Origin of the sequence: Peribacillus frigoritolerans (assembly GCF_030676415.1) — a bacterium.
Lineage (GTDB): Bacteria > Bacillota > Bacilli > Bacillales > DSM-1321 > Peribacillus > Peribacillus frigoritolerans_A.
In genome coordinates this window covers 1-15,484 of record NZ_JAUUTW010000031.1, presented here as the reverse complement: position 1 = coordinate 15,484, position 15,484 = coordinate 1, and the positions used below count along the sequence as shown (strand labels likewise).

The following is a 15,484-nucleotide window of genomic DNA, read 5'->3' as shown; positions in this document are numbered from 1 at the left end:
ATTCATTGCTGAATCCGGCTAAGGTTATTTCTACTATTTTTCGAAAATTGCATTTGATAGAAGCCGGAACAAGTAATCCGGATGGTCACGGAAACCTGCTTCTAAACCAATAAGAGTTACATCTATATTCTCTTCTTTTACGATTACGGCTTGGCCCTTGGCGGTTATGTTATTTTTCCAGTGACCAGCTACGAAGAAATTATCTGAATCTGCGAGGGTCGCGACGACTTCATCATTATCCGTACCCGTGAACCATGTTGGACGATAGACAAAGCCGATATCATCTTCTCCATATCCTGCCGTTAAACCGGTTCCCTCATAATCGACTTTTACGATACCATTACTGTTGGAACCCCCTACATTAATGATGTCGTCTGTAAGACCAAGTGTCTTAGTTGCTCTAGATGCACCAGCACCTACAGCTATATATTTGCCTCCTTCATTTAAGAAGCTTGTCACATTGTCTTTAAACGCATTAAATTGCCCGTCGTTCTGCAAACCAAATTCTTTATTAGCTTCAGATAGGTTGGTAGAAATAAGACTTTCCGTTCCACTATAGACAAAAATATCAAAACCGTTAAGGGTATTTTTAACCACTTCGACTGGCGTAACTTCTGTCACATCAAAACCTAGTCTTTTCAAAGCGAGCTTTGTTCCTGCGTGTGATTTCTGTTTACCCATACCTCCATCCTTTAATATAGCCACTTTTAAAGACGTAATAGCCACTGCATCTGCTGGTGCCTCAGCAGTTCCAACCTGTAACCCAGATTCTTTCACCGCTGCTGATACTTGATTAGCTACTGCTTTTGCAAAGAAGTTGCCTTGTGTATCACGTACAATAGGTATTCCCTGCTTAAGCAATGCATTTACTAAATTTACCGATTGGACAGAGCTGTTCGGAATCAGAAACGGTCCTTTTCCTGAAACCGTTCCTTGACCTGTAATCTGGTTTACTTTCGTTGCATTGACTTTAATAGGGTTTTGTATGGCTACTGCCTCGAATCCCCAAAGCTCAGGTAAACTCCATGCGGAAATGTCGTACATGGCTGGGGTATCGTTCGTGATGTCTTCCCCATCCCAGAGCATCGTGTTTGCTAATCCGGCTTTCGCCTGATCCATCTCAACGAGATAAGTTCCTTTTGGATATGACACTCCATCCGCTTCAAATGCATTCACAGCTTGAACAACTTCAATATCATTATTGATCAAATGATTTACAGCCTTATTCGTAACAGTCGGATCCATAGGGTCTAGTGGAAGTATGTAGGTTTTTGGAAATAACCCTTCCTTATGAAAAGGATGATCAAAGTTAATTCCTCTTTTAAAAACTTCAATTTGATCAGTAATCATGGATTGCTTGTTAGCTGTTGTAAATTTCAGTGCCCCCATAATCGAATTATACATCCATCGTACGCCATCCCAATCATTTGTTGGAGCTTCTAATGTATGACCGTAAGCACCATGGTACATCGCATACATGGGTGTGAAAATTGGTGGGTAATCATCCCAGCCAGCGGAATCATCGCGCAGCGGAATATAGGTACCTTTCATGTTTTGATACAAGGATCCTGAATAGTTCTCATGATCCTTCATTATTTCCGATTCCATCGCTTCTGCCTGTTTATAGGCCCATTTTCCGTATAAGTCATACTCGTAATTAGGATTATGCGGTGGCGTACAAGGCTCAATTAATCCCTGCAGATTTGGCTGATAATTCTTCACATAACCATGAGTATCAAGGAACACCATCGGGTTCCATTCTTTAATGAGCTCAACCATCTCTTTTGTTTCTGGCTGCGACTGGGTGATAAAGTCACGATTTATGTCAATCCCTTCGCCATTAAAGCGGGTGGCATCAATACGTCCATCAGGGTTTTGTACGACATTGAAAATAAGAATATTATTCTCTAAAACGTCTTTGGTTGTTGCATCATTTTGGGTAGCAAAACGTTCAATTAATTGAAGGATTGCATCGCTTCCGACAAATTCAGTCCCATGAATAGAACCATTAATCATGATTGGAACTTTAAAGTCAGGATTATTGGCAACCCATTCTTGAGCTTTGCCTGGATTCTTAAACATTTGCTTTCTAAGTGCCTTCATTTTTCCGAATTTCCCTTGCGTTGTTGGGTCAGCAATCGTGACAACGTAGAGTGGGTTTCCATCAGCTGATGTTCCACGGACTTCAACTTTCACACGGTTTGAAAGTTTTTCAATCTCTTTTAATTTGGAACCGATTTGTGAGAATTTCACAAAATCATAGTTTTCGCTATTAAACTTGCTTCCGTCCTGTTCCTCATATGTATTCACATTTGTCCATTGAGGTTTCTCAGCATGTCCAGAACTCCACGGAATTACTGTTAGTAAACCCACAGCCATCAGGCCGGATAATGCTTTTTTCTTTTTCATCCTAAAACCTCCAGTATGTATATATAGTGATTTTTTTATATATCCCACCAAGGCATTCGATGTTCACTTTATTGGGATTCGCTCCTATTGCAGCACTAGTTTCGGAAAGTCAACTTTATGCAGCGATACTTGTTGGGGGAGCTTATCAAATTTCACACAGAATATCTTTAACGATATGGTTTGTTCAATGTTATAAAATTAAAGCGCTTCAACATAATTTGTTCAGCCCTTTTGCCAGTCATTTCGCGTTGTATTCAATTAACCATTTATTAATTAACGCAATACCTAAACCCGCATTCCCAGTGGCTACTATAGCTGTTTAATTCCTTTCTAGACTAATAAATTTCTCCTTTTCTGTATCCTACTAATATTTCCTTTCTAAGGAACAGATTTTCATGCATGTTTAAGAGTATCGCCTCCTTATTAAGAAATAGTTACCCACAATACTTAGATATTTATAATATTATACACTTATTTTTTATTAATTGGGAATTTTCAGTTAATAACGACTGTATTTTTATCCTATTTTCATCGCTTCAGAAGGGATATTAGTATGTATACATAATTTCCATGGGCATCTAAATCGGTAAAAAGCTCGTTTAACTGTTTTGTAGTTTGTCCCAAAGGGTCAAGTTACATGGAAAAGCCCTCGAATCCTATGAAATTGTCGGGCTTTTTTGATTTCTTCCAATCAGTATTATGTAAACTAAACTTTATATGATGTGCACTTGTTTTATTACTGTTTTATGGGTGAGCAAGTTGGATGGACTTTTTGAACCGAAACCGGTTATCCAAGGTATACTCTTTAAAAGAAAGATGATTAAGTTTCTTAAAAGAATCCTGTCTGGTTTGGGTCGTTGTGGAGACTCCTCTTACACCAGTTTGGACCGATTCTTTTATTTTTTTACAATAAAAAAGCTCGACCAAAAAGGCACATTATGTGACTTTTGGGTCAGCCCCTTTTCTTATTATTCCATCAGCTTTGCTACTGGCTTCGAAAGAAGCAATAACACAATACCTAAACCAATTGTTACAAAACCAATTACACTGAAGATTTCCAGGTAACCTAAAGACTGCGTATATGCAGCTAATTGGCCTGCTACCATATTAGCTACCGCGGAACTTGCCAGCCATACTCCCATTAGAAGAGAGGCAAGCTTGATTGGAGCAATTTTACTTACCATTGATAAACCAACTGGTGAAATCATTAATTCGGCTAATGTATGAAGGAAATACGTTACAATCATGAACAGGATGTTTACTTTCAGCGCTGTATCGTTTCCTGTATACATAACAGCAGGAAGCAATACTAAGAAACCTAAACCAACAGTGACTAAACCAAGAGCCATCTTCGTTGGAGTTTTTAAGTCACCGCGTTTTGAGCTGCCAAGCTTGTACCATAAAGCAGACATAATTGGCGCTAAAATAACGATGAATAATGGGTTCAATGATTGGAACCAGGCAGTTGGAACCTCAAAACCAAATACATTCCGATCAATTTGATCATTAGCATACAATGTCAATGAACTTCCTGCCTGCTCGAAAGCGGCCCAGAACGCAATAACGAAGACAGCCAAAATAACGATTGCCGTTGTACGTTTTTGTTCTCTTTTCGTTAACGGTACAGCTGATTTTTGCCCAGCTGTAAATTTCGGTTTACCAGTAGGTTCTTTACCGATATCACCTAAATAGCGATTGCCTAATAAGTTGAATACTATCTGCCCTACAATCATACCAATTGCTGCTGTCAAGAACCCATATTTATAGCTCATAAGCCCAACTACTAATGGTGCGAAAAAAGCCCCGACGTTAATACCCATATAGAAGATGGTAAAAGCGCCATCACGACGCGGATCGTTGTCTTCATAAAGATCACCTACAATTGTCGAGATGTTTGGCTTGAAGAAACCATTACCGATAATCAATAAACCAAGACCAATGTAAAGCGCTGTCATACTCTGACTTGAGAATAGCGAAAGGTTACCAATCGCCATTAAAATACCACCAATCGTGATTGCCATTCTTCTGCCTAAGAAACGGTCAGATAAGTATCCGCCAATCATCGGGGTAATATAAACGGCACCAGTAAAGATTCCGTAAATGCCCATAGCCGTAGCTTTGTCGACTCCAAGCCCGCCGTTTACAACTGTTGCCGTTAAGTAAAGAACAAGAATTGCTCTCATTCCGTAATAGCTGAAGCGCTCCCATGCCTCAGTCGCGAACAGCATATACAGTCCAGGAGGGTGCTTTTTCCGGGATTGGTTTGGATACTGAACATCATTTTTCAACATTGCTTGCATAATAAGGTCCCCCTAAATATAGTTAAATATTAAACCATACACTTATCGTTTACATTTACAACGAATTGAATGGTTTTTATTTTACTGGACGAATTATTGATTCGTTCCACCCACTCCTAATACGATGATGGCCACGAATGCCATCCAACCATTTATAAGTATGATAGGAAGCGTTTACATTTTTTAATCGTGGCTCTTGTGCAAAAAGAATCAGATAGCAAAATCTAAAATGAACATTAACTAATAAATTCATTCATTTTAGTTGGTGCCCTTTAACAATAAAAAATGACGTTCAATGAATACGCTTAGATTTTAAATTATTTTTATTGTTGTAAAATAATTTTATATTATCAGAAAATATAAAAATACAGAAAAAAAAGAAAAAAAGTCTTGCTGCATTGGTCTGTCCGCTATTACCTACACAGACTCCCCATTAAAATAAAAAACTGCCTAGTATTAAGGCAGTTTTTTAGTCAACAATCCATTGATATAAATTTTTCGGTCTTCCTATTTTTTGATAACTCACAATAGTTTCCACTTTTCCTTCATCAAGTAAATGCATAATATAGCGATAAACGGTCGGATAAGCTAAACCAACTTCTTTAGAAATTGTATCAACAGAAAAAGGTTCACGATTAGAATGTAAAAAATCACTAATGTGACAAAGTGTTCTCTTACTAATTCCCTTTGTTGCAAATACACCCTTTTCTTCAATGGATATTTGCTGCGGAGCTGATTGAGTTAATTTTGCAAGGCGAGCATGCAGTTGAATTCTTGAAATCATATCAGGCGCTTTTACAGGCTTTAATGCAAAATCTGTTGCGCCTGCTTCAAGAAAGCGATCAGCAATTTCCTGCCGTTCATCGACTGTTAATACAAGAATCGGAACATCAGCATTACGGTTACGAAGCTCACCTACTGTTTTTATTCCGTCCATTTCCGGCATATGATAATCAACTAAAACAACATCTGCTCCTTTTTCTGCAAACACATTTAATCCTTCTTTTCCGTTGTTAGCCGTATTTACATTCCAGCCGGCAAATTCACAAATTTCACTTAGCATATATTGAATTGATGCGTCGTCATCAATGACTAAAATGTTCATCTTGAAACACTCCTCTCAGCTAGTTTAATCCAAATTGTTGTCCCGTGTCCAAGCTTGCTGTCAATTGCTAAAGATGCACCATGTCCTTTAGCAACTTGTCGTACGAAAGCTAACCCCATCCCTGGATGCGATTTTGTACTAAACCCAGCTTTCCATATTTTCTCCTGCTCTTTAGGTGTAATCCCTCTCCCATTATCTGATACGCCCAACCAAAGTTCATTTTCATAGGTTTTTATCTTAAGTGAAATCTTTCCATCTTCTATTTCATTCACTGCATCGTATGCATTGTCAATTAAATTCACTAATGCTCTAGTCATTCGGATTTTATTAATTAAAATTTTAATTTCAGGATTTGTTTGAAAGTCTACTTTCAGAATAAGATTTGTCCCGCTCAGTCTGCTTGCTTTGACGTATCCAACTAAATCTTTTATACGGCACCAATGTTTTTTATCATCGTATAAAATCTCGGAAATCATTTCGCTAACGGAATGAATCGATGATGAAATCTTTTGACAATATTCTTTAATTTTAGAATCGTCCACTTTTAAACTAATTAATGAATTTAGCCCCTCAATTGCTGTGAGAGGTGTTTTTAAATCATGGACAAGATATAGTGCTTCTCGTCCAGATCTTGACTGCATTGCTTCTAACTGCGCATAATGAAGCTCTTGTTTTATCCTCCACTTTTGTTCAGCTAATGCAAAATACACAGCTAAAATAACAGCATTAATAATAAAAATTAAACACAAAGTTAAACTGTACAATGTTAAAGATTGCTCAAATCCAAGTTGAACTGCTATATCTTTTATTTCCTTTGAAATCGATCCTTGGCCAAATCCATATTTAGATAAAGAAGGAATCTCATTCAGCCATTCAATCCCAAAGATTAATTGAGAACAAATAATTGTTTTAATAATTGGCTTTAGCCTATCCTTTCCAAAGGCTTGCAATAATAAGATTGCTAACAACAATAACAACCCATATGCGCTAAATGAGTATGTTAAAGAATAATAAACATTTATCACGATATAGACGATAGGAATAACAATAAGAGGAATGATAATTTTTAACCATGGGCGGTTTAAACGATCACCGATTTCGTCTCCCAGCAGCAGTGCACCAATATAATGAAACAAGGCTAAAACTGTATTTAAAGACACTAACAAAAAAACGGCAAGCATTAACGTATTACCTGTTTCTTCATCTTCTCTTAATGAAATAAGCAAATCAGTAAGCCCAATTTCATTAGGACCCACCCACGATAGTAAGAACACTCCGACTAAAATTACTCCAATTTTCATCCATATTGTCCAAGACTTCATAAGACTAGCTATCATAATCATTTCACCTTTAATAGATTAGTTGCTTATACAGAAATTACATGAATAGAAAGAAAACAATTCTTCACTTCTAATTTATTTAAATTTATGTATACCCTTCCATAATCTCATTATACGCATTTCTTGGTAAATATGAAAATTATAAAAAAACGTGCTCTGGTGCGGATATATAATTATGGATGACATACTATTTATTATCCAGGTGTTTTTAAAATCAATGAAATAGGTACGGTATGGAATGTGGATGTTTGTTACACTCGTTTTCATGCTTTCTCTACTTCCAGAAACATTCATGAAGGCGGCTGCCGATCCATTCATTAAGGTCAAGTTGAACTATCGGGGCAGCATTCCTGTAATAACTGAAAATAGGTTTGAACAAAAAAAGACCTCTTGATAAGATGAATGTGTCCTGAGCTGGCCAGCTAAAAAAGAACAAAAACATCTATTTGGAGGTCTCACAATGAATTATAACCAAAATCATAAAATCACTCAAATTACTTCTTGAAACCTTAGTGAAAAAGGCTGCCGAGCAACCTTATTGAAGTAAAGCACCCGTAAAAAGATACATTAGATTTCTACATAAAAATTACCAGTTATTTATTAGAATCTATAGAACATTATAAAAGGGTATGCTTTATCTACTTTAAGGAGGTTTTCTATCATGACAAAAAACAATCAACAGCAAAAACAAATAGACACTCAACTACCTGGAGCAAACTTTACTGATACTGAATTAGGACAAGAGCTTGCAAATATTCATCAAGAAGTTTCTCAATTAATTCAAACCGTATCTCAACAAGGTGCCCAATCAAATCAAGCATCAAACTCATTAAAACAACAGATGGAATCATTTAGTTCTCAATCTCAACAACAAATGAACAAAGCAGATCAACAAATTCAACAAGAAGAAACTCCAAAAGAAAAAGACAATATAAGAGATTATGATAGGGCATGGGAAGATGACCGCCTTTAATAGAGGGAATCTCCCTTTAATTTATTGACTAAAGTAATTCATTTCCTTTCACTGCAGATCAGCTCCGGGTAAAAGCACCTGTTAGCCATCCATGAAGCGCAAAATTCAGCGCCCCACCACAGAAAATGAAAATGGTGGAAAATCGTCCATACTGATTCTATGGCTGGGGTGAGGAAGGTCGATGAACCATGGTGCCATTAGACCCATCCGTTAGTCTGACTCCAACGGCCTCGATGCATCAAAGACTGTCGCTCCCTTATGGTTAACAATAATGGATGATAACAATACAACCAGGCTCGAACCTTTTCTAGTGGATCTTACTAACCAGTTCACCTCAACAATAAACCCAAGAGCTAGCCTGTTTTGACCCTGATGTATGTAGAATGTACAAGAGTCCCTGGTTATCCCCTGAGGTTATTGTTTACTTAAAGATATCCATTCTAACTTTAAAGAGTGAGTTTAACCCATAAGCCACTGATTGAACCGTATTCGCATTATCCAATAGTGACTGTTTATTCTCCCCAGTTGGATTCTCTTTTGCACGTATAAAGGAGGCTTCCAGAGCTGACAACTTTTGTTTCAACTCATCGATTTGACCTTGTACTGAACCCTTAGTAACCATTGCAGTAGCTTCCCTAAAGCACTGTTTACCTTTTGGGCTAATCCTTGCTTTGCTAATCTTCCCAGTTGTACTCTTTTTGATAGCTATGAGGTTCATGTCCGCAAGTATCACTAACTCAGCCCTTACCACTTCAAGATTTTTATCGTACTTTTCTGCAATTTTACTTACACATCTTTCTCTATTGCATTCCTCAAGGAAAAAGAGTATTTGCTTTTGTAGCTGATTCATATTGGTTTCTCCTCTTAAGTTTGTTTCATTTGTAAGAATTCTAAAGGTTTCTTTCTACCGTTTCTTTGGAAATTTGCATACCATAAAACCCTAAATACATATATTGTTTTTTATTCGTATTTTCTCTTACAAAAAAGGACCTTTAATTTATCACAGGAAATACAGAATCCAATATAAAACTACAGAAACTAACAAAAGTTTTTTTAAAATATTCAAATAATTATACAAAAATCGGAAGTATTCACATTCATAACGTTATAACGAAAGAGTTTTCTTCAACTACCTGCCCCTTTAGTTCATTAAGAAAAACCGGAACTAGGTCATCTCGGTTTATAAACTAATCCACATTTTCGATTCTTATCGCAGTTAAAACATCTATTAATAACCGATAAATCTGAACCACTTACATTCTCTTTTCATTTGAATATTCCTCAAAACTTTTGCCCCTTTTTAAATCATTAAAAATCCCCTCTAGATAGTAGTTGTAACATCCACGTTTGTTCGTGATCTTGTTACACTTGCTACCTTAAGGGGATAATATATTACAATAAAAATCCAAGCAGTCTAATTCTCTTGTGTCTACCTTAGTCCATATTGGTTTGGACTTGCCCGAAACTTTCGAACTTCTGAGTAAAATAACTTGAAGTAAGATCAGATATATGAACGCCAGTATTCTTTGTTGTATGCATAAAGCGACCATCCCCTAGATAGATACCTACGTGTGTTATCTCTTGACTTAAGTCTGTATCTCCTGTATCTCTAAAAAATACTAAGTCCCCTGCCTTTGGATCTTTGAGTTTCGGCAGCAAGGAATAGTAGTCCGCTGCCGAACCACGATTAAGCGAAATGCCCTGCTCCTTCATGACCCAATAGATAAAACCGCTGCAATCCATTCCAATCATCGGATCATATTCTCCGAAAACATAGGTAAATCCACGTAGAGTATATGCATACTTTATGACATCATAAGCTTTATCATATGAAGTCTCTTGATTTGCATAGAATGGATACAAGGGACTGCTGTATACTTGAAGATACTGTCCCTGCATCAAGCTATCAGTTGGTAAAGCGTTACGCTTTTTGATTGTATCCACCGATACACCGTAATTATCCGAGATACTTTTAAGTGTTTCATTATTTTGAACGACATGCTCTCCCTTAGGTGTATACGTTTTATACGCGGCTTGGTATTGTGCAAAATATTTTTCTGTGGTAGATCTCACCTGAACTGTCTCTGCTCCGTATCCAGAATTAACAAACTGATTTCCCCCCAGATAGATCCCAGCGGTCACAACTTTTGAACTTCCCTTTTCCAGAAAAAATATAACATCTCCAGCCTTAGGAGTATCTGTATCCATTCCTTGCTTATAATAGCCTTCAACTGACAAACGGTCGATAGGCACCTTTTGCCGGGAGAGTACCCAATGAATCAATCCGCTGGAATCAAACCCTTTGATAGGTGTCTCTTCTCCAGCCGTTTTATTAAATCCTGTAAAAGATTTCGCATAATTCCCAATTTGTTTCCCTCTCTCTGTCCACTGATAGTTCGAAGGAGTATAAGCAGTCTGGATGGTTAACTTCTGGCCTCTATATACCTTACCATCCGGTAAACCATTCATCTTCATTAATTGCTCTGCCGATATATCATAAATCGCTGCAATCGATTCTACCGTTTCCTGAGAGGATACAGTATGCACTCGATCTGCTGCTTCAACTTTTAAGCCAGATAAAAAAGTAAAACTAACGATGCCCAGTAATAAAAGCAACATACTACCTAATATTCTTTTTCCCATTTTAACCCTTCCTTTATAACCAAAAATATCCTTTAATAAATACTGTCACAGATTTTTTCCTTCCTAATGAAATTATGTAATAAAATATCAACTGTATAACTTTAACATAAAAATACTATTAATTGGATTCATTTCCACTTTTATTATGGAACCTGTTTGGTGAACGAGTCTTATGAAAAGGGGTCTTCTCCAATGCTTCATCAAGGATGTATGATTTCGAATGAATTACCTCAAATAAAAGAAACGCTTACTATTCAGATGGAAGAATGGAGGACATTCCTGACACATTTTATTCAGGAAATGAAAAATGAAGGTATTGTCGGAAGTCCATTAGATGCTAGGACTATAGCAACTGCAGGCATGGTTTTTTATATGGATTTAATTTGCAACACTTTGTTGACAATCGAATTCAGATTCAGGATACAATACCTGTTGTTATCGATCTGTTTCAACTCCAAGAACCAAATAAGAAAGATTAATACGACAACTTCTATTCAATATTTTTAAACGATCAAACTTAAACTTTATTCTAAACCCTTATAGATGGGGTAATCGTAATGAACATTTACTAAGTTGTAAATCCTCATCTGACGTTACCCCTAAAGGTTAATCTTTTAAAGATTTATTGTTTAATAAGTACCTAATTACTATACTTTTATTCTATAAAATACATCTTTCCGTTTACTTCAAGTGACACTGATGATTGTTTCATCTCTTCTTTTAAAGACTTGGTATAGGCAACTACTTGATTAATTTTTTTCTTGTCTAAATCTTCTGCATAGCTATAGACAATGGTTACTTTTTCTTTAACCAACTGATTATCATCAGATAGCCATGATCCTGTTCCATCGATCGCTGTTGCTCCTCCAAACATTTTTGAGAATTCTTCTAATGATTTGTTAACATATGGCGTATTATCAATTGGTTGATCAACATTATATGTAGATGGTACATAAATTTTCACTACGTCTTCAAGGTAGAATTGTCCGTTTAATGCAGATGACTGTTTCACTATAGATGGTTCTTGTTGTTCTGTAGCATATACAGCATTACCTAAAAAGACAATTAATAGAATTGGAATAATCCAATAGAATATTTTTTTCCTTTCCAACATTTTCACTCCGTTTCAATTATAATTTTTCAAAAAATGTTACCTTTTTAACAATGGTTGAGTGTCTTTTGTTAATCCTTTCAGTAATAAGAACCCTCCTATCTTTACTAATCTCAACTTTTAATTGTCCCAATAATAAGATCGGGATTAGACAAAATCACACTAACCGATTATAACGATTTCATAATAAATAGAATTATCAGTCAAGTCAATGTCAATTACCAAATTTTTATAATTTTATTACTTGATTACACATTAAATATTTCAATATAGATAAATCGCAAACTCTTGTACGTTCGATTAAACATTGTAATGGTAAAGGGGAGCTAATTTATATGAAGTACACAACTGGTGAAGAAACTAAAAAGAAAATGATTGATTCTGCATTTCAACTCCTTGCAGATAAGGGGTATGATGCAAGGAGCATTGATGAAATTATGAAGGGTGCAGGAAAAACAAAAGGTCATTCTATGTTCATTTTAAAAATAAAGAAGATCTGCTATACGAAGTTATACAGAATCGATTAGATCGAGATTTTGATTTGCATAAAAAGAACCCTTCGTAAAAGTGTACTTTTACGAACTACGCCATTAAGCTAATCATAGAATCCACAATAAAAATGATTGGATGCGAAATACAAAAAGCTCAGTTCCAAAGTAAGAAAGGAACTGAGTTTTTAATTATTTTTTTTATTAGCATTTATTTTCTTCACGCTTATATGTTGAAAAGTTATGAGTAAATAACGTTATCTCTTAGCACTGTGCATAGTGACTTCTTGTTCCTTTTTTCTAAAAATTTGTTTTCTTAAGAATGGGATTATCCAACGATCTAACCCTATTCTCCCTCCATTAAAGCCTGCAACAAGGATGAATATTTCAATTAAAAGCATCTGTGGGTTTGTACTCGTTGCTCCAGAGAACATGTAGGAGAAGTTCATTAGTACTCCCATTAATACAGAAAAAGTTGTAAAAGTGCCTAAAATTAATCCAAGTCCGACTAAAAATTCACCCCATGGAACTAGAATATTGAATATCCCTACATTTGGTAATGCAAAATCACCTAGAAAGCCGGCCCACCAAGATTGAACAGATGGATGTTCACCAGTCACTTTCCCCATTGCACCTGTAATGAATCCAGATGCATCAAATTTCCCACTAGTTATTTTACTCCACCCTGCATTCAACCACTGCCACCCTATAAATATACGAAGTATTGTTAGCATTAATGACGCGTAAACATTTTCTCTTATAAACTTAACAAACATTATTAAATCCTCCTTTTAAATAAGTAGTTATCACTGGTTAACAAAAAATTTGAAACTGGCTTTTAAATGTTCTTGGTCAAATCTATTCAAAAAAAGATAATCCGCAAAAAATTTTTCAGTGTTTTTAGCAAGCGCCCTTACTAAAAACACTCTTTGTTGTTGCCCTCTTGATAATTCTCCATACTAACCCTTTGCAAACCTTTAAATGTTCATACTTTTTCTTTTTTCTTTTTTTTGAATAAACCTAGATTGGGATACGTTCCGAGAAATACAGCATCCAAAACAGTAATTAGAAAATCTCAGTCAATATTGCTTCTTGCGGGACATATGCAACAGATTTTCTTAGCTCGTTAAAACTTTTTCCAGATATTTGAATATTGCCATGTTGATTTCCCTGCCCCATTTGGACCTATAGCCTCAACCAATTTACCTTGATCAATTGAAAGCTTACGTTTTTTACCGCTTCATTACCATGGTAGGATACAAACAAGCTCTTAACGGTAAGTGCGGAATTCATTTCAAACATCTCCTTCGCAAATATTTTTTTCTTAAACCAATAATGTTTACCAAAGGCAACATTAACGCAAAAAATAAAGTGATTATCTACCATACTTCACTTCAACCACATCATATGCACTTATGTAAAAAAGTTTCCTCAAGGAAACATTTTAGCCGAAAGGTAAAACCTTGTCAATTAAAAGGAGCGATTACTTCCCTTATCCCCGGAATGGCTGAGCATTTCCGAAGATTTTTTCATGATATGCAAAAAAAAGAGCCCTCCAGTAGAGTTGGTAAACTAACACCACACAACTTACGGAGAAGCTCTATTTTGCATGTAATTATCACATCAAACGAATTTGACTGATTGAGAGAACAAGCGAATATCCTTAAACAAGCACTTTTTATACTGCCGTATAACCGCCGTCTACAATAAGGCTTGTGCCTGTAACAAATGATGCATCGTCACTTGCAAGGAAGAGAACGGCTTTTGCCACTTCTTCCGCTCTGCCTAAACGGCCGATTGGATGTAAATCGATCAAACCTTGTCTTATTTCACCTTGTGCTTGGGCAATAAGTGGTGTATCAATATATCCAGGGCAAACTGCATTGACACGAATGCCATCTTTCGCATATGTCGAACCTAACGTTTGTGTTAATAGTTTGACCCCGCCTTTTGCAGCAGAATAGGCTGTTACTCCCGGTTTCCCTGCATGGCTATGGATGGAGCCTGTATTGACAATGGCGCCGCCAGTAGATTGTTTTTGCATTTGCTCTATCGCATATTTATCGGATAGGAAGACACCGGATAAATTAATATCAACATGGATGTTTCCATCTCTTGCAATCCCTGCGTTTGCGAACTTGATATCCAGTTTTCCATATTTGTTAACCGTTTCTTCGATCATATTCTTTATGTCATTTTCATTCGTCACATCGGTTTTAACAAAAAGAGTATCATACCCTTTTCCATTTAACTCTTCTGACACGGCTTGTCCATGATCAGCAAAATCGGCAATGACCACCTTCGCTCCTTCTTCTGCAAATAATTGAGCCGTGCTTGCTCCAATCCCGCTTGCTCCCCCTGTTACGATCGCCACTTTATTTTCCAATCTCATGTTTAAACACTCCTTAGTTTTTTAGTTTCTAATATCCGCTAGAAAGATAGCATTTTAGCGAGCCGTCGCTCCGCCATCCATCACAAATTCGGCACCCGTCGTATAACATATACTGCTATTTAATCTTTCATCTGTCATTTTTAATTGTTCATGACCAGCAAGCGTTCGGCTGGCTGACCTTTGATCAATTAGGGGAGGAATTCGATTATTCAAAGATGAACTGACTTTACTTGAGCAGGTCGGAAAACGGCTCGGTTTATATTTATCAAGAAAGGATGATAAGGTATCAATAGGTACCGACATCCAATTGACGGAACGGGAATCCATGATTTTAAATTTGCTGGCTGAGGGCTATAACAATAAAAAAATGGCCGAATTATTGCAATTAAGCGAGCATACCGTTAGAGATTATGTAAGCAGTTTAATGACAAAGTTTAAAGCAAAAAACCGTACACAGGTAGTCGTTTATGGTTTTCGGTTAGGTATTTTAAAGTAAGATTGGTCATTCATGACAGCTCGACCCTCCATAAGATTTTTTATGCCCTTGATTTGTCATGTTTTCATCGCATTAAAAAAAAGACCGAATTATTAATCGGTCTCAGACTGTAGACAAACTCGATGAAAATCGAGTTTGTCTACAGTTTTTTTTGGCTTGTACAAATTTGGACGTTGATTTCCACTTCAGGCACTCGCTTTTCGCGGGCGGTCCGGGAGCCTCCTCGG

The 15,484-nt window shown here is 36.5% G+C and carries 14 protein-coding genes; 4 read left to right on the top strand and 10 right to left on the bottom strand.

What is annotated here, in order from left to right; genetic code table 11:
• Window positions 1-33: 33 nt before the first annotated feature.
• From Q8G36_RS22690 to Q8G36_RS22675, 4 genes are all read right to left on the bottom strand, one after another.
• The gene (locus Q8G36_RS22690) at window positions 34-2,409 is read right to left on the bottom strand and encodes a M14 family zinc carboxypeptidase (protein ID WP_305161337.1); all 2,376 of its coding nucleotides are present in this window, start codon (window positions 2,407-2,409) and stop codon (window positions 34-36) included.
• 968 nt (window positions 2,410-3,377) lie between these two features.
• Window positions 3,378-4,709: a peptide MFS transporter gene (locus Q8G36_RS22685; protein WP_305161338.1), complete on the bottom strand. Its 1,332-nt coding sequence runs from the start codon at window positions 4,707-4,709 to the stop codon at window positions 3,378-3,380.
• 469 nt (window positions 4,710-5,178) lie between these two features.
• Window positions 5,179-5,814, bottom strand: a complete 636-nt coding sequence (locus Q8G36_RS22680; protein ID WP_305161339.1) for a response regulator — start codon at window positions 5,812-5,814, stop codon at window positions 5,179-5,181.
• Window positions 5,811-7,151, bottom strand: coding sequence for a sensor histidine kinase (locus tag Q8G36_RS22675; RefSeq protein WP_305161340.1), 1,341 nt, complete (start codon window positions 7,149-7,151; stop codon window positions 5,811-5,813). The genes Q8G36_RS22680 and Q8G36_RS22675 overlap by 4 nt, the downstream gene beginning before the upstream one ends.
• Window positions 7,152-7,815: 664 nt before the next feature.
• Between Q8G36_RS22675 and Q8G36_RS22670 the strand changes: the two genes are divergently transcribed.
• A complete protein-coding gene (locus tag Q8G36_RS22670; protein ID WP_305161341.1) occupies window positions 7,816-8,127 on the top strand; it encodes a hypothetical protein in 312 nt (103 codons plus the stop codon).
• 421 nt (window positions 8,128-8,548) lie between these two features.
• On the opposite strand, the gene Q8G36_RS22665 is transcribed toward Q8G36_RS22670, so the two are convergent.
• Window positions 8,549-8,977, bottom strand: a complete 429-nt coding sequence (locus Q8G36_RS22665) for a hypothetical protein (RefSeq protein ID WP_305161342.1) — start codon at window positions 8,975-8,977, stop codon at window positions 8,549-8,551.
• 584 nt (window positions 8,978-9,561) lie between these two features.
• Window positions 9,562-10,770 (bottom strand): NlpC/P60 family protein, encoded by a 1,209-nt coding sequence (locus Q8G36_RS22660; RefSeq protein ID WP_305161343.1) that lies wholly within the window; start codon window positions 10,768-10,770, stop codon window positions 9,562-9,564.
• A 192-nt stretch (window positions 10,771-10,962) separates the two neighbouring features.
• On the opposite strand from Q8G36_RS22660, the gene Q8G36_RS22655 reads away from it, so the two are divergent.
• On the top strand, window positions 10,963-11,277 hold the full coding sequence (locus Q8G36_RS22655) for a hypothetical protein (protein WP_305161344.1): 315 nt from the start codon (window positions 10,963-10,965) through the stop codon (window positions 11,275-11,277).
• Window positions 11,278-11,425: 148 nt separating this feature from the next.
• On the opposite strand, the gene Q8G36_RS22650 is transcribed toward Q8G36_RS22655, so the two are convergent.
• Window positions 11,426-11,884 carry a DUF3574 domain-containing protein gene (locus Q8G36_RS22650; protein WP_305275224.1) on the bottom strand — a complete coding sequence of 153 codons (459 nt, stop codon included), beginning with the start codon at window positions 11,882-11,884 and terminating at the stop codon, window positions 11,426-11,428.
• 332 nt (window positions 11,885-12,216) lie between these two features.
• On the opposite strand from Q8G36_RS22650, the gene Q8G36_RS22645 reads away from it, so the two are divergent.
• The gene (locus Q8G36_RS22645; protein WP_305161346.1) at window positions 12,217-12,408 is read left to right on the top strand and encodes a TetR/AcrR family transcriptional regulator; all 192 of its coding nucleotides are present in this window, start codon (window positions 12,217-12,219) and stop codon (window positions 12,406-12,408) included.
• A 218-nt stretch (window positions 12,409-12,626) separates the two neighbouring features.
• On the opposite strand, the gene Q8G36_RS22640 is transcribed toward Q8G36_RS22645, so the two are convergent.
• The 3 genes from Q8G36_RS22640 to Q8G36_RS22625 all read right to left on the bottom strand — a co-directional run bounded on the left by Q8G36_RS22640 (window position 12,627) and on the right by Q8G36_RS22625 (window position 15,088).
• Window positions 12,627-13,145 carry a DoxX family protein gene (locus tag Q8G36_RS22640; RefSeq protein WP_305161347.1) on the bottom strand — a complete coding sequence of 173 codons (519 nt, stop codon included), beginning with the start codon at window positions 13,143-13,145 and terminating at the stop codon, window positions 12,627-12,629.
• A gap of 902 nt (window positions 13,146-14,047) precedes the next feature.
• A complete protein-coding gene (locus tag Q8G36_RS22630) occupies window positions 14,048-14,761 on the bottom strand; it encodes an SDR family NAD(P)-dependent oxidoreductase (RefSeq protein WP_305161348.1) in 714 nt (237 codons plus the stop codon).
• Between the two features lie 54 nt (window positions 14,762-14,815).
• Window positions 14,816-15,088 (bottom strand): hypothetical protein, encoded by a 273-nt coding sequence (locus tag Q8G36_RS22625; protein ID WP_305161349.1) that lies wholly within the window; start codon window positions 15,086-15,088, stop codon window positions 14,816-14,818.
• On the opposite strand from Q8G36_RS22625, the gene Q8G36_RS22620 reads away from it, so the two are divergent.
• On the top strand, window positions 15,087-15,257 hold the full coding sequence (locus Q8G36_RS22620) for a response regulator transcription factor (protein ID WP_305161350.1): 171 nt from the start codon (window positions 15,087-15,089) through the stop codon (window positions 15,255-15,257). The two genes, Q8G36_RS22625 and Q8G36_RS22620, sit on opposite strands and share 2 nt — an antisense overlap.
• The last annotated feature ends 227 nt before the right edge of the window (window positions 15,258-15,484 follow it).